This window comes from Luteibacter sp. 9135 (assembly GCF_000745005.1).
GTDB lineage: Bacteria > Pseudomonadota > Gammaproteobacteria > Xanthomonadales > Rhodanobacteraceae > Luteibacter.
The window spans coordinates 3,409,783-3,427,430 of record NZ_JQNB01000001.1; the positions used below are offsets into that span (position 1 = coordinate 3,409,783).

Genomic DNA, 17,648 nt, shown 5'->3' on the forward strand with positions numbered 1-17,648 from the left:
CGCGGGGCATACAGACCACGCCGCCTGCGAAACCCTGACTGCCCTTCGCAGCGCGCCCGGAGACACCTGCCATGCCACCACAGGGCCCTTTCCCCCGCCTTGCGGGCATCCTGTTCGGACTCGGTCTGGGCGGATTCTTCGACGGCATCGTCCTGCACCAGCTGTTGCAGTGGCATCACATGGTCAGCAGCTGGTATCCGATCGACAGCCTGCGTAACCTGCAGATCAATACGCGCTGGGACGGCGCGTTCCACAGTCTCACCTACCTGCTCGTGCTCGGCGGCATGGTGGCGCTATGGCGTGCGGGCTACCACCCGAGCGGACGCAACGACCGCCGGTTGTGGATCGGCCATCTGCTGTTGGGATGGGGGTTGTTCAACGTGGTGGAAGGTCTTATCGACCATCAGTGGCTGGGCATGCACCACGTCAACGAAACGGTTCCGTCCGATATGCGCCCGATCTGGGACGGGGCCTTTCTCGCCTGGGGCGCGGCCATGATCGTGCTGGGGTGGGTGCTCGCGCGCCGTCCGGTGCGTGATGACCACTGAGCGTCGTCGTCCTGCCGGCGGGCGGCGCTGGCTGCCTGTGCTGGCGATCGCGCTGGGTGTGATCCTGGCGACCGCGCCGGTGTGGCGCCCGCTCCTCTTTCCCGTTCGCCTCACCGTCGAGGAGATCCTCAGCTTCCGCTGCGGCCCATTTTAAGAGGGCTTGGCATCAGCGAAGCCGATCGAGCAGTCGCGGGATGGTCGGCAGCAGTTCGCGGGCCAGATAACCGACCGTGCCGATGCGCCGGCCCGCGATGACCCCGGCCCGGGCATGCAACGCGACCGCCCATACGGCCGCCTGCACGGGATCCGCGCCTCGGGCCAGCAGTCCCGCCAGCACGCCGGCCATCACATCGCCCGAGCCCGAGGTGCCCAATCCCGGCGCATCCACGTGGTGCACCCACCGCGTACGGCCCGGCGCCGCTATCCACGTGGTCGGACCCTTCAGCACCACGACCGCATCGAAGCGATCCGCCGCGACCTGGGCCAACGCCTCGGCGTGACGCGCGACTTCCGCCGGCGTGACGCCCATGAGATCCGCCATTTCGCCCACATGCGGTGTGAGTACCGCACGTCCACGCGCAGCCTGGACGGCATCGGTATGCAGGCTTCCGGCATCCAGGACCACCGCGCGCGCGGCGCGCGCGACCTGAACGGACACGGGCGATGCCGCCGTGGCCATGCCCGGCCCTACGACCACCGCGCTCGCCGCGCGCACATGGCCGACATACGAGGTGCTCAGCGCGTCCAGCTCGCCCGCGTCCGTGGCAGCGACGCCGACCACTGCCGCTTCGGGCATGGCGACGCCGAGTCCGGCGACATGATCGGCCAGCGTCAGCATCATCAGCTTGCCGGCGCCAGCGCGGAGTGCCGCCTCCCCGGTAAGCGCGATGGCACCCGGGACCTGGCGCGAGCCGCCGACCACCAGCACGCGACCCCGGTCCTCCTTGCTGGCCGCGGCTTCCGGTGACGGCAGCGGCCAGCGACGCAGGACGGCCCCGGTGATCCGTTGCGCGGCCATCAGCGTGCCCCCGCCGGTGCGTCCTTCGCGGTCGTCACCTCGTCGCTGTCCAGCGTGGGAGGCACGAAGCGTCCATGCCGAAGCACGAAGCCGACTGGCGGCCCGGGCGTGATGTCGTATTCCGCGTAGCCACCGTTGGGAAAATCGCCTTCCCGATCGATCGCCAGGATTTCGTCCTCACGCAGGCCTTCCAGCAGGTAGCGGCAGCAGTTGACGATCACCTGGTGCCCGACGACGAGGATCCGATGATCGGGGCCACGCAGGCGAATGCCGTCCACCACGCTTCGCAGCCGCAGGATCACGTCGCACCAGCTTTCGCCGCCGGGCGGACGAAAGTAGAACTTGCCGACCAGGCTGCGCTGTTCGGCCAGTGCCCGGTGCTGCGCCTCGATGCCCTTGCGCGTGAAACGATCCAGGATGCCGAACTCCTTCTCCCGCAGGCGCTCGTCGACCTCGATGGCGCGCTCGGGAATACCGAGGGCGGAAGCGACGATCGCCGCCGTCTGGTGGGCGCGTACGAATGGCGAGGACAGAATGACATCGGGGCGTTCGTGCGCGGCACGCGAGGCGAACCACGTACCCGCGGCCTCCGCCTGGCGCGTGCCCAGTGCCGACAGCGGCACATCGGCGTCACGGTGCTTCAGCGTGATCATCTCGTCGCCGGCGGCCTCCGCCTCGTCGCGGGCGACATTGCCCGCACTTTGCCCGTGGCGGAGGATATAGAGCTTGCCCGCGTTCGCGGAAGGATCGGCGGCCATGGAAGATCTCGTTCGACGTTGATGGCCGAGGATTCCGCCGTCGGTGTGAAGGCGGCGTCCGTCTGGGCGTCACCTCGCCACCAGCGCATAGACGGCGACGCCGACCGCGCCGAGCGTAACGATGGCGCCCGCGACGACGGCCACGAGCTTGAGCAAGACGTCGCGTCCGATGGCACTGACCGTGGGACGGGAGGGAGGCGTTGGATCGTTCGTACCCATGCGAGTGTCACTCCTGCTTCATTGAACTGATGCGGGACCATGACGCGTCGACACGCATCGTGGCGTCATCACCCACCGAGGAAACGTCATGTCGCAACTCACCGCCCATTTCGCCGATCAACAGTCCGCCATGGCGGCCATGGACAAGCTCATGGGTCGAGGCCTGGGCCATGCGCGCGTACAGCCGCTGGTGGACCGGCCCGCCGAGGCCGATGGCCACGATGAAAACCCGGCGGAGGTGGGTCGGTCCCGGCTCGAGATCACCTTGGACGACGGGGCGAGCGAGAGCGAAGTGCGTGACGTGCTCAGTGCCCTCGGCGCCACCGCGATCACCGGCCGTGGATCGCCGGGAGCGGGCTCGCATGCCTCCACCGATCCCGCTGACGATGATGTAACCCGGGCCATTGCTGCCAGCGAGCGCGGCGCCACCGGTGCGGGTGGACCCCCGCACGATACGCGCACGGAGCGCAGCGTCGACGACAAGCGCACGCGCCACGACCCGCGCCGTTGATCCCCGGGGCGGGCCGCAGCACGCCGATCGATCAGCGGCGTGCCGCGCGAGCCAGTAGAAGACCGGCCAAGGCGACCCCGCCGACCAGCGCGGCGTTGCGTGCACGCGGAGATCGACGCGCGTCGGCGACAAAGCCCTCCACCGCGTCGACCCGATCCGCCGCCAGCAACATCAGCCAGTGGCGAAGATTGTTCTCGCTGTGGCGAAAGGCCCTGCGGCGGATCCAGCCACTAACCCCGCGGGGCGGCACGCTGGTGCCGAACACCGGCGGCCGACGGAAGTACTCGATGGACTGCAGGATCTCCACGCTGGGTGGCTGAGGGGACGGCTCGGACCAGTGAACGCCCTCGAGTCGCGGGGGCTTACGCTCCATCGGTACCGCGGGACGATCGGCCCGGTCGAGGTCGGCACCCCAGCCGGGGATGGTGGATCGATCAAACGGCTGCGACATGGGGCGTCTCCCGGGTGGATGCGGTATCGGCTCCGGGTGGGAGCAGGACAGCCTTGATGCAGCCGTCGCGCTTGCCGGAGAACATCTCGTAGGCATCGCTGACTTCTTCCAGCGGGACGCGATGCGTGATCAGTGCCTTGGGATCGAGCCGGCCCGCGCGAATGTGCTCGATCAGCCGCGGCAGGTGGCGCTTGACGCTGGCCTGGTTCATGCGCAGCGTCAGGCCCTTGTTGAGCGCGTTGCCGATCGGCACGGCATTGAACGTGGGACCGTAGACACCCACGATGGACACGTTGCCGCCCTTGCGCACCGAGTTGATTGCCCAGTGCAGTACCGTGGCCGCGCCTGCCTGAAGCATCATGGTCACGCCGGTCAGGCGCTGCAGTGCGTTGCCTGCGGCTTCGCAGCCCACCGCATCGATGCAGACGTCGGCACCGAGCCCGTCGGTCATCTTCTTGATATGGATGGCCATGTCACCCACTTCGCGGAAATCGACCGTTTCCGCCGGGCCGTAGCGGCGCACGAAATCCAGTCGATAGTCCACGTGGTCGACGACGATGACGCGGCCCGCGCCCATCAACCAGGCGCAACGCGCCGCCATGATGCCCACCGGGCCGGCGCCGAACACCACCACCGTATCGTTTTCCCGTATATCGCCCATCTCGGCCGCCTGGTAGCCGGTCGGCACCACATCGGTGAGCAGCACGGCATCCTCGATGTCGATGTCGTCGGGGATCACGGTCGGACCGATATCGGCGAAGGGCACGCGTACATACTCCGCCTGTCCGCCGGCGTAGCCGCCCGTGGTGTGCGAGTAACCGTAGATACCGCCCACCGCTGTGGCAGAGGGGTTGACGTTGTGGCAGTTGCTGTACAACTCACGCTGGCAGAAGTAGCAGGTGCCGCAGAAGATGTTGAATGGCACCAGCACGCGGTCCCCCACCTTCAGGCGCTGCACGTCGCCGCCCACCTCCACCACTTCCCCGGTGAACTCGTGTCCGAAGACCGAACCCACGCGCGTGTCGGGAACGAGACCGTGATACAGGTGCAGGTCGGACCCGCAGATGCAGGTGCGGGTGACCCGTACGATCGCATCCTGCGGATGCTCGATCACGGGATCGGGTATCTGGCGCGCGCTGACCCGATATGGGCGGCGATAGGTGGTGGCAAGCATCGGCTACTCCGGTCGGTGGAGAAAAGACGGCGGTGCCATCAGGCACCGCCGGGCAAGGCCTTGGCCTCGGCAAGTCGTTTTTTGACCCACGTCGCCGCGTCGCGGCTCAGCGGCTTGAGATCAGGATCGCGGCCTTTTTCCGCTTCTGCCTGGAACACGGCGTCCAGGCGCTGAAGCAAAGCGACAAACTGAGGCTTGAGGGCATCGTCCAGTTCACGACCCGACAGGCGCTCCAGGGCAGCGAGCGTCTTCTCGTCCGCCGGTTGCGGCTCATGGGCCCACTGATAACCCTTTTCACCGCTCGCCGCGGGCTTCAGGCGCTCGCCCAGTTCGATGAAATCCTTCACGAGCGTCTCGCCGAAGCGTTTGCCCGCAGCACCTTCGCCGCGCGTGGCCGCGAGCATGGCCAGGCGGCTACCGAACTGGTAGGCCCCGCTGGCATTGCGCACGAAGCCCTCGTCCGTGGGTGTGACCGTGGCCTTGCGCTCATCGGCGGCGGTGACCTTCATCGTTTCACCGCGCCGCTGGGCGTGTACCTGTTCACCACCGACGGCGCACGTCACTGCGAGCAGGACGGCCAGGCTTCCTTTAGCGCGAGGTGTCATCAGCGCCCCCGTGCCTGCCCGGAGGTCGACGTTCCGACGCAGGCAGGCCACGCGCGTTGTCCGTGCCCTGCCCCGCGGGTGGCGTCACCTTCGGCGCGCCGTGCTCGTCACGCTTGGCCGGTTGCGGCGAGCGTGTCGTGTTCATTCCGTCCATCAGGCTCTCCTGGCCCAGCCGCTCGCGCGTGCGCGGCGTCGGCGCGACGTTCTGCGGTCTGCCACCGTTGACGCTTGTCTCGCCGGCGTCATCATGGGGTTTCTCTTGCGCCCAAACGCCCCAGGCCTGTGCGGTCGCGGCGATCAGGACCATCGCCAACCGATAGCTGTGCTTCATCGTGGTACCTCCATCGACAGGATGCGCAGGGTGGCGTGCACCCTCTGTCAGGTGATGTGTCGCCGCGTCTTCACCTTCCTGTATTCACGTCGCGCGCACAAACCGGCGACTAGTTTTTTTTGCCGTTTCACCGGATCGCCGAGGGGAGATGGCACAGATATTCCACGCGCGCTCCGGCCTTTACGCGAAGCTGGTGTTGGTCGCGCTTTGCGTCGCCCTCGTCATCGGCATCGCCGTATGGCGTACGGTGACCGGTGAGCCGAACAATGAAGGGGAGGCCGTGGAACAACCGGTACCGTTCAGTCACAAGCACCATGTCGCCGAGGTAGGCCTGGACTGCCGCTACTGCCATGCCAGCGTGGAGACGGATGCCTTCGCCGGCATGCCGCCGATCTCCACCTGCATGACCTGTCACTCCCAGTTGTTCACCGACCAGCCGCTGCTGGCATCCATCGTCGACAGCTGGCGTACGGGGATCCCGTTGCGCTGGAACCGTGTCCACGACCTGCCCGATTTCGTTTATTTCGATCATTCGATCCACGTCGCCAAGGGCGTCGGCTGTGTGTCGTGCCACGGCCCAGTGGACCGCATGCCGCTCACCCGACGCGTGGCGCCGCTGTCGATGGACTGGTGCCTGGATTGCCATCGGCATCCGGAGCGGGCGGTCCGGCCACGCGACCGCGTGTTCACCCTGCAACCGCCTCGTCCCGAGGACGATCGGCTGGGCATGACCCTGGTGGATGCGTACCGCATCGACCGTCGCCGTCTCACCGACTGCTCGGTATGCCACCGATGACCATGACCACAGGCCGCTCCACCGATAACCCGCTGGCGTTCTGGCGCTCGCCGTCGGAACACGACGGTCCGGACGAGCTGATGCGACAGGCGAACGCATGGCCTGCGCTTGCGCAGATGGAGCCCCTGCTCGGCCGCCGCGAGTTCCTTCGCCTGCTCGGCGCGTCGCTGGCGATGGCCGGCATGACGGCCTGCTCCGGGCCGCCGCCCGAGCGCATCGTGCCGGAGGTGGGCCGCGGTGGTGGTCGCGCCGCGACGTCCGCCCGGTACGCGACGGCGCTGTCGCTGCGCGGCGATGTGGTGGGCATCGTGGTGCAACTGCGCGACGGCCGCCCGATACGCGTGGACGGCAATCCGCGGCATCCCGCCAGCCTGGGCGGCAGCGACGCGCCGATGCAGGCCGCCATTCTCGACCTGTGGGACCCCGCACGCTCGCGTGCGCCTCGGCAGCGCGGCGTGCCGTCGAGTTGGGCGGAGTTCGAAGGCGCCGCGGCGACGTTGCGTGAGGACGTCGGTCCGCGCGGCGGCGGCATGCATATCGTGTCCGGTCCCCTCGATTCGCCGACCCTGCGCCGTCAGCGCGATGCCTGGCAATCACGCTACCCGGACGCACGCTGGTACGTGCTGGATCCCGCCGGTGGTCGGCGCGGCGATACGATCCCCGACCTATCCCGTGCCGAGGTGATCGTTACGCTCGATGCCGACCTGCTGGGCACCCTGCCCGGGCATCTCGTGCATGCCCGGCGTTTCGCGGCACGCCGCATGGAGGCGGACGCGACCTGCCGCCTGTACGCGATCGAGCCGACGCCGTCGCTCACCGGCCGCAACGCCGAGCACCCTTGGCCGGTCGCCGCCAAGGACATGCCACGCATCGCCGAAGCCCTGGCCGCCGCCCTGGGCGTGCTGCCGACGATGCCCGCGGGCCTGGACGAAGCCAGCGAACGACGCGTCGCCGCGATCGCCCGCGATTTGCGCGCCCACGCTTCGGCGGCCATGGTGGTGGCGGGACCTTACCTGCCGGAGGCGGTTCATGCGCTCGCCGCCGCGATGAACCGGATGCTGGGCAGCACCCTCGTGTCCGCCGTGCCGGCCGAGTCGACGGAACGGCCAGAGGACGACATCGGGGGCCTCGTCCATGCCATGCGGCAGGGCCGTGTGGACACGCTGGTGGTACTCGACGCCAACCCCGCGTACGCCCTGCCCGGCTTCACCGATGCGCTGCGCGGGGTACGCCGCAGCATCCATCTCGGACGCTACCGGGACGAGACCGCCGAAGCCTCTCAGTGGCATCTGCCCCTTCTGCATCCGCTCGAGACATGGTCGGACCTGCGCGCACGCGACGGGACGGTTTCGATCGTGCAGCCGGTGCTGGCACCGCTGGTCGACGGCCGTTCCGTTCACGACGTGCTGGACCTGTTGCTCGGCACCTCGCTGTCCGACGCCCGCGAGCGCGTACGCCAGACCTGGCCGCACCTTGCCGATGAGGCCGCGTGGACGACCGCCGTACGCGAGGGGGCGTTTCGCGCGCCGGGCGAGCCCGCCCCGGCCGTTCCGCCATCGTCGCCGCCGGATGCATCATCGGCCCGAACGACGGCGACGCACGACGGCGCAGGCGCTACCGACCGGGCTGGCTCGGAAGCGCTGGAAATCGTTTTTCGTCCGGACGAATGGTTATGGGACGGGCGCCACGCCGACAACGCCTGGCTACACGAACTGCCGCGCCCGGTTACCTCGCTCACCTGGGGCAACGCGGCGCTGCTGTCGCCCGCACTGGCCGCCGACCGTGGTCTTGCCGACGGAGATGTGATCCGGCTGGAAGCGTCCGGCCGCCGTGTGGAGCTGCCCGTCTTGATCGTGCCGGGCCAGGCAGTACGCACCGTCACCCTCGTGCTGGGGCATGGGCGGCGCATGGGCCTCGGCCGGGGTATCGGTGTCGACGTGGGCGCGTTGCGTCCGGATACACGGACATGGCAACTGCAAGGGGTGACGCTGACCCGGCTCAGGCGACATGAGGCGCTCGCTTCCACCCAATCCCAGCAGGACATGCAACGTCGCGACGTGATCCGGGTCGGAACGCCGGCGCATCCCGCACGCTTCGATCCGCCCTCCCCGCCGCCCAGCCTGTACCCGGAACCGCCCGCAGGCGAATACCGCTGGGGCATGACGATCGACCTTGCCGCCTGCATCGGCTGCAACGCCTGCACGGCGGCCTGCCAGGCCGAGAACAACATCCCGGTGGTCGGCAAGGACGAAGTGATACGCGGACGGCGCATGCACTGGATCCGCGTGGATCGCTACCACCAGGGCGCGACCGCCGCGCCGCTCACGTACCACCAGCCTGTGCCGTGCATGCACTGCGAACACGCGCCCTGCGAAGTGGTCTGCCCCGTCGAAGCCACCGTGCACGACAGCGAGGGACTCAACCTGCAGGTCTACAACCGCTGCATCGGCACGCGGTTTTGCTCGAACAACTGCCCGTACAAGGTGCGTCGTTTCAACTTCCTGCAATACGCGGACTTCGCCAGCGAAAGCCTCAAGGCGATGCGCAACCCCGAGGTCACGGTGCGCAGCAAGGGCGTGATGGAAAAATGCACCTACTGCGTGCAGCGCATCGAACGCGCCCACATCGACGCGGACCGAGAAGGCCGCCGCATCGTCGACGGCGAGGCACGCACCGCCTGCCAGGTCGCCTGTCCCACGCAGGCCATCGCGTTCGGCGACCTGGGCGATCCGCACAGCGCGGTGTCCCTGCGCAACGCATCGGCGCGTCGCTATCACCTGCTGGAGGAGCTGAACACGCGCCCGCGCACCAGCTATCTGGCGGCGCTTCGGCAGCCCGACGATGGCTGGGAGGCGCCGTGACCCGCACGTCGCCCGCTGACCGGATCGTCGAAGGGGTGCTGCATCCCCGCAGCAGCCGGGCGTGGCGCGCGGGGTTCACGCTGGCCTGCCTGCTGACGATGTGGCTGGTGGCCGGCATCGTCGTGCTGCTGGCGCGCGGTGTCGGCATCTGGGGTATCGCCATGCCGGTGGCCTGGGGCTTCGCGATCACCAACTACGTGTGGTGGATCGGAATCGGCATGGCCGGCACCTTCATCTCCTCGGCGCTGTATCTCACGCGCCAGGGCTGGCGCACCGCATTGAACCGCCACGCCGAGGCCATGACGGTGATCGCGCTGGCGGTGTCGGGCCTCTTCCCCGTGCTGCACCTGGGCCGCCCCTGGTTCGCCTACTGGCTGGCCCCCTATCCCGACCGCATGGGACTGTGGCCGCAGTGGCGTAGCGCGCTGGTCTGGGATTTCTTCGCTATCGCCACATACGTCGTGGTCTCGGTGCTCTACTTCTACGTCGGGCTGCTGCCCGACCTCGCCGCCGTACGCGACCGTGCACGCACCCGGGGGCGCCAGGTCGTCTATGGAATGCTTGCACTGGGCTGGCGCGGCGATGCGCAGCACTGGCAACGGCATACCCGGCTGACACGCATGCTGGCGGCGCTGGCCCTGCCGCTGGTGTTCTCCGTCCACAGCATGGTCGCGCTGGATTTCTCCGAGGGCCTGCTGCCCGGCTGGCATTCGACGATCTTTCCGCCGTTCTTCGTCGCCGGCGCGTTGTTTTCCGGCACGGCCATGGTCATCGTGCTGAGCGTCCCGCTACGCCGCGGTTTCGCGCTGGAGGGTGTTCTGACGGATGCCCATTTCGACCGGCTGGCCAAGCTGCTACTGGCCGCGGGATGGATCGTCACCTACGGATATGTCGCCGAGGTCTTCACGGCGTACTACGGCGGCGACCCCTACGACATCGCGATGGTGCGCCACCGGCTCTCCGGGGCGTATGCATGGGTGTTCTGGGCGACCATCGCCTGCAACAGCGTGGCTATCCAGGCCCTGTGGTGGCCGCGCGTGCGCGTGAACCGTACCGCGCTGGTGGCCATCTCCGTGCTGGTACTGGCCGGCATGTGGCTGGAGCGCTTCATGCTCATTGTCACCAGCCTCTACCGCGATTACCTGCCCTCCAGCTGGGGCATGTTCCATCCGACGGTCTGGGATATCGCGTTCCTGCTTGGCTCGATGGGGATGTTCCTGCTGCTGTTCCTGCTTTTCGTCCGCTATGTACCGGTCCTGTCGCTATCCGAGTGGCGGCGACAGGACGCTCGACCCGGCGATGGCGCATGAGCACGCACGGACAGCTGGCCCAGTTCACCGATGCCGCCGCACTCGTGCGGGCGACGAAGCAGCTGCACGCGCTCGGGTACACCCGACTGGAGGCGTTCTCGCCGTACCCGGTGGGGGCCCTCGACGATGTGCTGGGCGTCGCGCCGTCGCGCCTCCCATGGGCCATGTTCGCCGCGGGCATGGCCGGGGGCTTTGGCACGCTGGTGCTCCAGTACATCGCGGCCGTGCTCGACTACCCGATCGACGCCGGAGGACGGCCGCCGGCCAGCTGGCCGGCCTTCGTGCCCAACGCCATCGAAGTGGCCATCCTGCTGGCCGTGGTGGCCGGGGTGATCGCCTTTCTGCGGGGTTGCCGGTTGCCGACGCTGCACCATCCCCTGTTCGACATCGCATGGTTCGAGGACGCGAGCGCGGACGGTTTCCTGCTGCTGCTTCGTGCGGACGATCCGCGGTGGGACCCGGTGGCCTCCCCCGCGCAGGTCGGCGACCTTGCGCCACTGCGACACGCCGCGGTGCCCGCATGATGCGACGGCTTCTGCTGCTGAGCGCCACGATGTGCATGCTTAGCGCGTGCGAGCGCGGCATGCACGAGATGTACGACCAGCCACGCTACAAGCGCGGCGGCGAGGCGCGCCTCTTTGTCGACGGCGTGGCCTCCCGGCCGCCGCCGCGCGGAAGCGTGCCGCAGGAAGATACCGAGGCGGTACCGCCGGCGCCGCCCGTCACGTTCGCGCTGCTGGAGCGGGGGCGTGAGCGGTACGGCATCTACTGCGCACCCTGCCATGGCGCGAGCGGCGATGGCGACGGCATGGTGGTCCGGCGCGGATTCCCTGCACCGCCCAGCTATCACGAGGCGCGCCTGCGCGCTGCCGACGATGCCCATCTCTATCAGGTGATCACCCACGGATGGGGCGTGATGTACCCCTACGGCGACCGCTTGTCCCCGGCCGACCGGCAGGCCGTGATCGCGTTCGTGCGGGCGCTCCAGTTCAGCCGGCAGGTGCCGGCCGACCGTCTGGCGCCGGAGGACCTGGCCCGGTTGCCGGGCCCTACGGGCACGGGAGCTGCGCGGTGATCGCGCACGTCGGCGTTGCACTGTGGCTGATGCTCCTGTGGGCGTGCGTCGGTGCCGTCGCTTGGGAAGCTACGCATGCACTTGCGGGCGGGGCGTGGGGATACGCGCTGGCACCGGCGTGGCGTCGTCAGCGGCGATGGCTACCCGTCGCGATGCTGCTCGCGGCGGCCCTGTTGATCGGCGCCTCGCATGTCTTCCCCTGGCTGGTGCGGCCGGTGGAACCCTCCCGTCAGTGGTATCTCAACCTGCCGGCGCTCGTGCTACGGACGATCGTGTGCCTGGGTGCCTTCGGGGTCGGCGGTGCGCTGGTCCGTCGGACGCCCGCGCTGGTGCTGATCCTCTGGTTGTTCGCCACCGGCATCGTCGCCACCGACTGGATCGTGTCGCTCGCACCGGACTGGCGATCGTCGGCGATCGGCCTGATCGCCGCGGTGGGCCAGCTGTCGGTGGCGCTGGCCCTCGCCGTGGCGACGATGGAGACGACCTCGGTCACGCCCGCGACACGAAGCGATGCGGGGTCCCTGCTGATCGCCGTCAGCCTGGGTTGGGCGTATCTGGCAGGCGTCGACTACCTGACCGCGTGGATGGCCGACCTGCCCTACGAGACCGGCTGGTACCTGCCGCGGACACGAGGTCCGTGGGCCTGGCTGGCGGTGGGCGCGGTGGCACTCCACCTCGTCGTACCGGCGGCACTGCTGCTGCCCCGTCACGGGCGCGAGGGCAGGCTCAGCCTTCGCGCGGCGGCGGTCTCCGTGCTTGCCGGCGAAGCCTGCCACATCGCATGGATGGTGGTGCCATGAGCCACGAGCCACAGAACCTGTCCGCACGGCGCATCGCCATCGCCGGCGCCTCGCTTGCACTCGCCGTCCTCGTGGTGCTGGCGATCTGCCACGTCATGGCAGCGCAGTGGGCATCGTCCCCGGAAGCGCTTGCGTCACTGCCCCCGCAGCCAAGGCTGCAGGCCCTGCCGGGCCGCGACCTTGCCGGGCAGCGCGACGCCGCCGCGCAACGGGATGGCTGGGCATGGCAGGACCCCGAACACCGCGTCGCGCGCGTGCCGGTGGAGCGTGCGATGCGGATCATGGCCAGTGACGCCGCCCGATGACGGCCATCCCACGCATCGTCCTGCGCTGGCTGGTTGCCGTCGCCTTCGCTTTCGTCGGCGCAGCCAGCGCGACGACACCGCCGCCGCGCGACCTCACCGCGCGTGCCGGTTTCGATCAGCATGTCGGCGCGTCGCTCGATCTGCACGCCCGGGTGCGCGACGACGCGGGCCACGAGGTCGGCCTGCGCGCCCTGGCGGATGGCAAGCCGCTGGTGCTGGCCTTCGGCTATTACCGTTGCCCCAACCTCTGCGACCTGACCCTGCATGGCATGGCGGCGGCGCTGGCGCGCATCCCGCTGGACCCGGCCAGCGATTACCGGGTTGTGTTCCTCAGTGTCGACCCGGGCGAAACCGCTGGCGATGCGCGCCAGGCGAGCGACATGCTGCGCGCCATGGACGCTGGCGCCGCCGCGCGCATTGCGCGCTGGACGTTCGCCACGGCGGCGCCGGACACGATCGCATCGCTGACCGCCGCGGTGGGCTTCCGTTACTACTTCGACGCAGGCATCCAGCAGTACGTGCATCCGGCCGGACTGGTGATCGTCACCCCGGACGGGCACATCGCGCAGTACTTCTTCGGCGTGGATTATGCGCCGGACGCACTGCGCCTGGCCCTGGTGGACGCCTCCGGTGGCCGGCTGGGCAACGTGATCGACCAGTTCGTGTTGCTGTGCTGCGGCTACGACCCGGCCACCGGTCGCTACAGCCTGCTGGTTTCCCGGATCATGATCGTGCTGGGCTCGCTGTTCGTCTTCGCCCTGGGCATCGGGGTCTACCGGTTGGCACGGAGGACACGATGAACGGCCTACCCAGCGGTTCCACCTTCGCTCCCGGCATCGACGGGCTGTTCTACACCCTGCTCGGCGTCAGCACGCTGGTGGTACTGGGGGTGTTCATCACGATGATCGTGTTCACCGTGCGTTTCCGCCGTGGCCGACAGGTGGACCGCAGCGGCGAATCGCACCGCGAACTGGGCATCGAGCTCACCTGGACACTGGTGCCGTTCGCGCTGTTCATCGGCCTTTTCGCCTGGAGCATCGTGCTGTGGGTACACATGCGCACCCCACCGCGGGACGCCCTCACCATCTACGTCGTCGGCAAGCAGTGGATGTGGGAGTTCGAGCATCCTGGCGGCCAACGCGAGATCGACACGCTACACCTCGCCACCGGTCAGCCGGTGCGGCTGGTGATGACGTCCCAGGACGTAATCCATGATGTGTCCATTCCCGGCTTCCGCGTGAAGCAGGACGTCTTGCCGGGCCGGTATACGGACCTGTGGTTCGAGCCGACGCGGGCTGGAACCTACGAATTGTTCTGCGCGGAATTCTGCGGCACCGACCATTCACGGATGGGCGGGACGGTGATCGTGCAGGATCCGGCGGCACATGCACGCTGGCTGGCGGAACACGCCAGCGGCACGCTCGCCATGCGCGGCAAGGCATTGTTCACGCGCTACGGCTGTGCCGGTTGCCACGAGACCGGGTCCGCCGTGCACGCACCGCGCCTGGAAGGACTGTACGGCTCCACCGTGCCACTGGCCGATGGCCGCCAGGTACAGGCCGACGAGCGCTATCTGCACGACGCGATCGTGCTGCCGGCCAGTGAAGTCGCCGCCGGCTATGCGCCGGTCATGCCCAGCTACAAAGATCGTATCGACGAAGCGGACATCCTCGCGCTCGTCGCGTACCTGAAGACCCGGGGACAGGACAGGGAGACGACCCATGACGCGCGCTGAGCACGAGCCGCCGAGTTACCTGACGGATGGCAACACGTTGCGCTCGTGGCTGTTCACCCACGACCACAAGCGCATCGCCATCCTGTATGCGGTATCCATCACGTTCTTCTTCTTCCTCGGCGGCCTGGCCGCCGCGCTGATACGGCTGGAACTGGCCACGCCTGCGGGTGATGTCATGACGGCGGAAACGTACAACAAGACCTTCACCTTCCACGGCGTGGTGATGGTCTGGTTCTTCCTCATACCCTCCATTCCCAACACGCTGGGCAATTTCCTGCTGCCGCTGATGATCGGCGCGCGCGATGTGGCTTTTCCGCGGCTGAACCTGTTCAGCTGGTACCTCTACCTGGCCGGTGGCCTGTTCACCATTGCCTGCCTGCTGCTCGGAGGGGTCGACACGGGATGGACCTTCTACACGCCGTTTTCGACGATGTTCTCCAACTCCCATGTGATGCTGACGGTAGTCGGCGTTTTCATCGTGGGGTTCTCCTCGATCCTGACCGGCCTGAACTTCATCGTCACCATCCACACCCTGCGTACGGAGGGCATGACCTGGTTCCGCCTGCCGCTGTTCGTCTGGGCGATGTACGGCGTGTCGCTGGTGATGATGCTGGCCACGCCGGTGCTGGCCATGACGCTGTCGCTGATCGCCGTGGAACGCCTGTTCGGCGTCGGCATCTTCGATCCGGCGCTGGGTGGCGATCCGCTGCTGTTCCAGCATTTCTTCTGGTTCTACTCGCACCCCGCCGTCTACATCATGGTGCTGCCTTCCATGGGCGTGGTCAGCGAGCTGATCACCGCCAGCGTGCGTCGCAAGATCTTCGGCTATCGCTTCATGGTCTACTCGATCATCGGCATCGCCGTGCTCGGTTTCCTGGTCTGGGGCCACCACATGTTCGTGGCGGGCCAGTCGATGTACGCCGGCATCGTCTTCTCGATCCTGAGCTTCATCATCGCCGTGCCCTCCGCCATCAAGGTGTTCAACTGGACGGCCACGCTCTACAAGGGCGACATCGCCTTCGGCGCGCCGATGATCTATGCCCTGGGCTTCGTCGGCCTGTTCATGCTCGGCGGCCTCACGGGTCTCTTCCTCGCCGCTACGGCGCTGGATGTGAACCTGAGCGACACCTACTTCGTGGTCGCGCATTTCCACTACATCATGGTCGGCGGGGCCGTGATGGCTTACCTGGGCGGCATCCACTTCTGGTGGCCCAAGGTCACCGGTCGCCTTTACTCCGAGGCCTGGGCGCGGTTCGCCGCCATTCTGATGTTCCTGGGTTTCAACCTGACCTTCTTTCCGCAGTTCATCGCCGGTGCCGAAGGCATGCCCCGCCGTTACCACGAGTACCCGGCGGAGTTCGGCCTGCTCAACGTGCTGTCGTCGGCGGGGGCCGTGCTGTTGGCCGCGGCCTACCTGCTGCCCGTGGGCTATTTTCTGTGGTCGTTCCGCTATGGGGCGGTCGCCCCGGCGGATCCATGGGGCGCCGAAGGGTTGGAATGGAAGACCGCGTCGCCTCCGCCCACCCACAACTTCGATCGGCCGCCCGTCGTCACGGACGGTCCGTACGCCTACAAGCACCCATGACCGGCAGCGTTGTCCAGCCCGCCGAACCGTTCGACGACACTTCGCAGCAGCGCGAGGCGGCGACCCTGGGCATGTGGGCTTTCCTCGCCACGGAAGTGCTCTTTTTTGGCGTGCTGTTCGCTGCCTATACCGTGATGCGCCTGCTTCATCCGGATGCCTTCGCGGCCGGCAGTCGCCATACCGACCTCATGCTGGGCACCGCGGAGACCGGCATGCTGCTGCTGAGCAGCTTCACGGCGGCCCTGGCCGTCCGCGACGTGCAGGTCGGCGCCGCGCGCCGCGCCGCCGTCCTGCTGTTCACGACGGCCCTGCTGGGCGCGTGTTTCCTGGCCGTCCATGCAGCGGAGTACCACGCGGACTACCGCGCCGGTGTCATACCCGGAATCCGCTATGACGAGGTGGGCGCTATCGCCGGACCCCAGCAGATGTTCTTCCTGCTGTACTACGTGACCACCGCCTTCCATGGCCTGCATGTCACCGTAGGCGTCATTCTCCTGGGCCTCATGGCGCGCCGCGTGCGCCGGGGTGTCTACCCGCCCGAGGGGTACTGGCCGGTCGACATCGCGGTGCTTTACTGGCACCTCGTCGATATCGTCTGGATCTTCGTCTTTCCGCTGTATTACCTGGTGAACCGCGCATGAGCGAACGGCCACCGTCCCTCGCCACGCATCTGGGCGCGCTGGTCGCACTGGGCGGGTTGCTGATCCTGAGCGTCGTGATGGCGCGCTTCCGCCTGGGGCTCATCAACGTGATCGCCGGCCCCGCCATCGCCGCGCTCAAGGCGCTGGTGGTGCTACTGGTCTTCATGCGACTGCGCGGCAGCAAGCCGGCCATCTATTTCGCCGCCAGCTTCGGCATCCTCTGGCTCGCCATCCTGTTCGGCCTGACGCTGGCCGAAGTGCTCACCCGGACGCCGGTGGTCGTGCTGCCGTGATCCGGCCAGCGCATCGGTCTTCGCGTGGCGCTTACCGCCGCCGCGCTTTGCTACGCATTCCATCGACGGGAGACCACCCATGGACCACGCCTTCGACCTTTCCGCGCCCTGGTGGAGCTATATCGTGCGGGGTGTCATTACCTACATCGGCCTGCTCGTGCTGATGCGCCTCGCCGGCAAGCGCAGCTTCGGCGAGATGTCCGCGTTCGACGTCATCGTGATCGCGCTGGCCGGCGGCACGCTGCGTACCGCCATCATCGGCGACGACCACGGCATGATCGGGCCCTTCCTGGGCGTGGCCGCCATCCTCGCCACCGACAAGGCTATCGCCTGGGCGTCCGCGCGATCGAGGATCTTCAATCGCATGGTGGAAGGATTCCCTGCCCTGCTGATCCGCGACGGCCAGCGCGACGCGCAGGTACTGCGCCGGCACAACCTGCCCGATGCCGCGCTGGATCGCGCGCTCCACGGCGCCGGGCTGGTCAAGGACGAGGATGTCCAGACGTCCTGGCTCGAGCCGAACGGCAAGATCACGCTGGTGCGTCGTTCCACCGACGGCCAGGCGTGACCCGCCGTGACCCGGGCGCGCGCAGCGGTGGCTGAACGGTGCCGCCGCACTCGCAAGAAGTTAC

23 protein-coding genes are annotated in these 17,648 nt (G+C 68.0%); 16 read left to right on the forward strand and 7 right to left on the reverse strand.

What is annotated here, in order from left to right:
* Nucleotides 1-71: 71 nt before the first annotated feature.
* Entirely contained in the window at nucleotides 72-548 is a 477-nt protein-coding gene (locus FA89_RS14315; RefSeq protein ID WP_036141428.1) for a DUF2243 domain-containing protein, read from the forward strand.
* Nucleotides 538-702 (forward strand): hypothetical protein, encoded by a 165-nt coding sequence (locus FA89_RS20280; RefSeq protein WP_185754382.1) that lies wholly within the window; start codon nucleotides 538-540, stop codon nucleotides 700-702. The genes FA89_RS14315 and FA89_RS20280 overlap by 11 nt, the downstream gene beginning before the upstream one ends.
* Before the next feature lie 12 nt (nucleotides 703-714).
* On the opposite strand, the gene FA89_RS14320 is transcribed toward FA89_RS20280, so the two are convergent.
* The 3 genes from FA89_RS14320 to FA89_RS20285 form a co-directional block, all read right to left on the reverse strand.
* Nucleotides 715-1,566, reverse strand: coding sequence for an NAD(P)H-hydrate dehydratase (locus FA89_RS14320; RefSeq protein WP_036141431.1), 852 nt, complete (start codon nucleotides 1,564-1,566; stop codon nucleotides 715-717).
* Nucleotides 1,566-2,324 carry a histidine phosphatase family protein gene (locus tag FA89_RS14325; RefSeq protein WP_036141434.1) on the reverse strand — a complete coding sequence of 253 codons (759 nt, stop codon included), beginning with the start codon at nucleotides 2,322-2,324 and terminating at the stop codon, nucleotides 1,566-1,568. The genes FA89_RS14320 and FA89_RS14325 overlap by 1 nt, the downstream gene beginning before the upstream one ends.
* A gap of 69 nt (nucleotides 2,325-2,393) precedes the next feature.
* Nucleotides 2,394-2,543 (reverse strand): hypothetical protein, encoded by a 150-nt coding sequence (locus tag FA89_RS20285; protein ID WP_185754383.1) that lies wholly within the window; start codon nucleotides 2,541-2,543, stop codon nucleotides 2,394-2,396.
* An 88-nt stretch (nucleotides 2,544-2,631) separates the two neighbouring features.
* Between FA89_RS20285 and FA89_RS14330 the strand changes: the two genes are divergently transcribed.
* Complete coding sequence (locus tag FA89_RS14330; protein ID WP_036141439.1) at nucleotides 2,632-3,054, forward strand: hypothetical protein; 423 nt, start codon at nucleotides 2,632-2,634, stop codon at nucleotides 3,052-3,054.
* Nucleotides 3,055-3,085: 31 nt separating this feature from the next.
* On the opposite strand, the gene FA89_RS14335 is transcribed toward FA89_RS14330, so the two are convergent.
* The 4 genes from FA89_RS14335 to FA89_RS14350 form a co-directional block, all read right to left on the reverse strand.
* Nucleotides 3,086-3,505 carry a hypothetical protein gene (locus FA89_RS14335; protein WP_051938811.1) on the reverse strand — a complete coding sequence of 140 codons (420 nt, stop codon included), beginning with the start codon at nucleotides 3,503-3,505 and terminating at the stop codon, nucleotides 3,086-3,088.
* Nucleotides 3,489-4,679 (reverse strand): zinc-dependent alcohol dehydrogenase, encoded by a 1,191-nt coding sequence (locus FA89_RS14340; protein WP_036141442.1) that lies wholly within the window; start codon nucleotides 4,677-4,679, stop codon nucleotides 3,489-3,491. The genes FA89_RS14335 and FA89_RS14340 overlap by 17 nt, the downstream gene beginning before the upstream one ends.
* Nucleotides 4,680-4,717: 38 nt before the next feature.
* Nucleotides 4,718-5,188 (reverse strand): DUF4142 domain-containing protein, encoded by a 471-nt coding sequence (locus tag FA89_RS14345; protein WP_185754384.1) that lies wholly within the window; start codon nucleotides 5,186-5,188, stop codon nucleotides 4,718-4,720.
* 79 nt (nucleotides 5,189-5,267) lie between these two features.
* Nucleotides 5,268-5,615 (reverse strand): hypothetical protein, encoded by a 348-nt coding sequence (locus FA89_RS14350; RefSeq protein WP_036141449.1) that lies wholly within the window; start codon nucleotides 5,613-5,615, stop codon nucleotides 5,268-5,270.
* 148 nt (nucleotides 5,616-5,763) lie between these two features.
* Here FA89_RS14350 and FA89_RS14355 point away from each other — a divergent pair, with 148 nt between their 5' ends.
* The 13 genes from FA89_RS14355 to FA89_RS14415 all read left to right on the forward strand — a co-directional run bounded on the left by FA89_RS14355 (nucleotide 5,764) and on the right by FA89_RS14415 (nucleotide 17,584).
* Nucleotides 5,764-6,411, forward strand: coding sequence for a cytochrome c3 family protein (locus FA89_RS14355; protein WP_036141451.1), 648 nt, complete (start codon nucleotides 5,764-5,766; stop codon nucleotides 6,409-6,411).
* Between the two features lie 2 nt (nucleotides 6,412-6,413).
* The gene (locus FA89_RS14360) at nucleotides 6,414-9,272 is read left to right on the forward strand and encodes a 4Fe-4S dicluster domain-containing protein (RefSeq protein WP_036141454.1); all 2,859 of its coding nucleotides are present in this window, start codon (nucleotides 6,414-6,416) and stop codon (nucleotides 9,270-9,272) included.
* On the forward strand, nucleotides 9,269-10,582 hold the full coding sequence (gene nrfD / locus FA89_RS14365) for an NrfD/PsrC family molybdoenzyme membrane anchor subunit (protein WP_051938812.1): 1,314 nt from the start codon (nucleotides 9,269-9,271) through the stop codon (nucleotides 10,580-10,582). Before FA89_RS14360 ends, nrfD begins: the two co-directional genes overlap by 4 nt.
* Nucleotides 10,579-11,106, forward strand: coding sequence for a DUF3341 domain-containing protein (locus FA89_RS14370; RefSeq protein WP_036141458.1), 528 nt, complete (start codon nucleotides 10,579-10,581; stop codon nucleotides 11,104-11,106). The genes nrfD and FA89_RS14370 overlap by 4 nt, the downstream gene beginning before the upstream one ends.
* A complete protein-coding gene (locus FA89_RS14375) occupies nucleotides 11,103-11,657 on the forward strand; it encodes a c-type cytochrome (RefSeq protein WP_221174313.1) in 555 nt (184 codons plus the stop codon). The genes FA89_RS14370 and FA89_RS14375 overlap by 4 nt, the downstream gene beginning before the upstream one ends.
* Nucleotides 11,654-12,457, forward strand: coding sequence for a hypothetical protein (locus FA89_RS14380; protein ID WP_036141461.1), 804 nt, complete (start codon nucleotides 11,654-11,656; stop codon nucleotides 12,455-12,457). Before FA89_RS14375 ends, FA89_RS14380 begins: the two co-directional genes overlap by 4 nt.
* A complete protein-coding gene (locus FA89_RS14385; protein ID WP_036141465.1) occupies nucleotides 12,454-12,762 on the forward strand; it encodes a hypothetical protein in 309 nt (102 codons plus the stop codon). Before FA89_RS14380 ends, FA89_RS14385 begins: the two co-directional genes overlap by 4 nt.
* The gene (locus FA89_RS14390; protein ID WP_036141468.1) at nucleotides 12,759-13,562 is read left to right on the forward strand and encodes an SCO family protein; all 804 of its coding nucleotides are present in this window, start codon (nucleotides 12,759-12,761) and stop codon (nucleotides 13,560-13,562) included. Before FA89_RS14385 ends, FA89_RS14390 begins: the two co-directional genes overlap by 4 nt.
* Nucleotides 13,559-14,497: a cytochrome c oxidase subunit II gene (coxB, locus tag FA89_RS14395; protein ID WP_036141471.1), complete on the forward strand. Its 939-nt coding sequence runs from the start codon at nucleotides 13,559-13,561 to the stop codon at nucleotides 14,495-14,497. Before FA89_RS14390 ends, coxB begins: the two co-directional genes overlap by 4 nt.
* A complete protein-coding gene (gene ctaD / locus FA89_RS14400) occupies nucleotides 14,484-16,082 on the forward strand; it encodes a cytochrome c oxidase subunit I (protein ID WP_036141474.1) in 1,599 nt (532 codons plus the stop codon). The genes coxB and ctaD overlap by 14 nt, the downstream gene beginning before the upstream one ends.
* Entirely contained in the window at nucleotides 16,079-16,723 is a 645-nt protein-coding gene (locus FA89_RS14405; protein WP_036141477.1) for a cytochrome c oxidase subunit 3 family protein, read from the forward strand. The genes ctaD and FA89_RS14405 overlap by 4 nt, the downstream gene beginning before the upstream one ends.
* Entirely contained in the window at nucleotides 16,720-17,016 is a 297-nt protein-coding gene (locus tag FA89_RS14410; protein WP_036141481.1) for a cytochrome C oxidase subunit IV family protein, read from the forward strand. Before FA89_RS14405 ends, FA89_RS14410 begins: the two co-directional genes overlap by 4 nt.
* A gap of 79 nt (nucleotides 17,017-17,095) precedes the next feature.
* The gene (locus tag FA89_RS14415; RefSeq protein WP_036141484.1) at nucleotides 17,096-17,584 is read left to right on the forward strand and encodes a DUF421 domain-containing protein; all 489 of its coding nucleotides are present in this window, start codon (nucleotides 17,096-17,098) and stop codon (nucleotides 17,582-17,584) included.
* Nucleotides 17,585-17,648 lie beyond the last annotated feature (64 nt).

Bases quoted from the DNA above. Each gene is read 5' to 3' on its own strand.
- FA89_RS14315 (WP_036141428.1), top strand. From the start codon at position 72: ATGCCACCACAGGGCCCTTTCCCCCGCCTTGCGGGCATCCTGTTCGGA.
- FA89_RS20280 (WP_185754382.1), top strand. From the start codon at position 538: ATGACCACTGAGCGTCGTCGTCCTGCCGGCGGGCGGCGCTGGCTGCCT.
- FA89_RS14320 (WP_036141431.1), bottom strand. From the start codon at position 1,566: ATGGCCGCGCAACGGATCACCGGGGCCGTCCTGCGTCGCTGGCCGCTG.
- FA89_RS14325 (WP_036141434.1), bottom strand. From the start codon at position 2,324: ATGGCCGCCGATCCTTCCGCGAACGCGGGCAAGCTCTATATCCTCCGC.
- FA89_RS20285 (WP_185754383.1), bottom strand. From the start codon at position 2,543: ATGGGTACGAACGATCCAACGCCTCCCTCCCGTCCCACGGTCAGTGCC.
- FA89_RS14330 (WP_036141439.1), top strand. From the start codon at position 2,632: ATGTCGCAACTCACCGCCCATTTCGCCGATCAACAGTCCGCCATGGCG.
- FA89_RS14335 (WP_051938811.1), bottom strand. From the start codon at position 3,505: ATGTCGCAGCCGTTTGATCGATCCACCATCCCCGGCTGGGGTGCCGAC.
- FA89_RS14340 (WP_036141442.1), bottom strand. From the start codon at position 4,679: ATGCTTGCCACCACCTATCGCCGCCCATATCGGGTCAGCGCGCGCCAG.
- FA89_RS14345 (WP_185754384.1), bottom strand. From the start codon at position 5,188: ATGAAGGTCACCGCCGCCGATGAGCGCAAGGCCACGGTCACACCCACG.
- FA89_RS14350 (WP_036141449.1), bottom strand. From the start codon at position 5,615: ATGAAGCACAGCTATCGGTTGGCGATGGTCCTGATCGCCGCGACCGCA.
- FA89_RS14355 (WP_036141451.1), top strand. From the start codon at position 5,764: ATGGCACAGATATTCCACGCGCGCTCCGGCCTTTACGCGAAGCTGGTG.
- FA89_RS14360 (WP_036141454.1), top strand. From the start codon at position 6,414: ATGACCACAGGCCGCTCCACCGATAACCCGCTGGCGTTCTGGCGCTCG.
- FA89_RS14370 (WP_036141458.1), top strand. From the start codon at position 10,579: ATGAGCACGCACGGACAGCTGGCCCAGTTCACCGATGCCGCCGCACTC.
- FA89_RS14375 (WP_221174313.1), top strand. From the start codon at position 11,103: ATGATGCGACGGCTTCTGCTGCTGAGCGCCACGATGTGCATGCTTAGC.
- FA89_RS14385 (WP_036141465.1), top strand. From the start codon at position 12,454: ATGAGCCACGAGCCACAGAACCTGTCCGCACGGCGCATCGCCATCGCC.
- FA89_RS14390 (WP_036141468.1), top strand. From the start codon at position 12,759: ATGACGGCCATCCCACGCATCGTCCTGCGCTGGCTGGTTGCCGTCGCC.
- coxB (WP_036141471.1), top strand. From the start codon at position 13,559: ATGAACGGCCTACCCAGCGGTTCCACCTTCGCTCCCGGCATCGACGGG.
- ctaD (WP_036141474.1), top strand. From the start codon at position 14,484: ATGACGCGCGCTGAGCACGAGCCGCCGAGTTACCTGACGGATGGCAAC.
- FA89_RS14405 (WP_036141477.1), top strand. From the start codon at position 16,079: ATGACCGGCAGCGTTGTCCAGCCCGCCGAACCGTTCGACGACACTTCG.
- FA89_RS14410 (WP_036141481.1), top strand. From the start codon at position 16,720: ATGAGCGAACGGCCACCGTCCCTCGCCACGCATCTGGGCGCGCTGGTC.
- FA89_RS14415 (WP_036141484.1), top strand. From the start codon at position 17,096: ATGGACCACGCCTTCGACCTTTCCGCGCCCTGGTGGAGCTATATCGTG.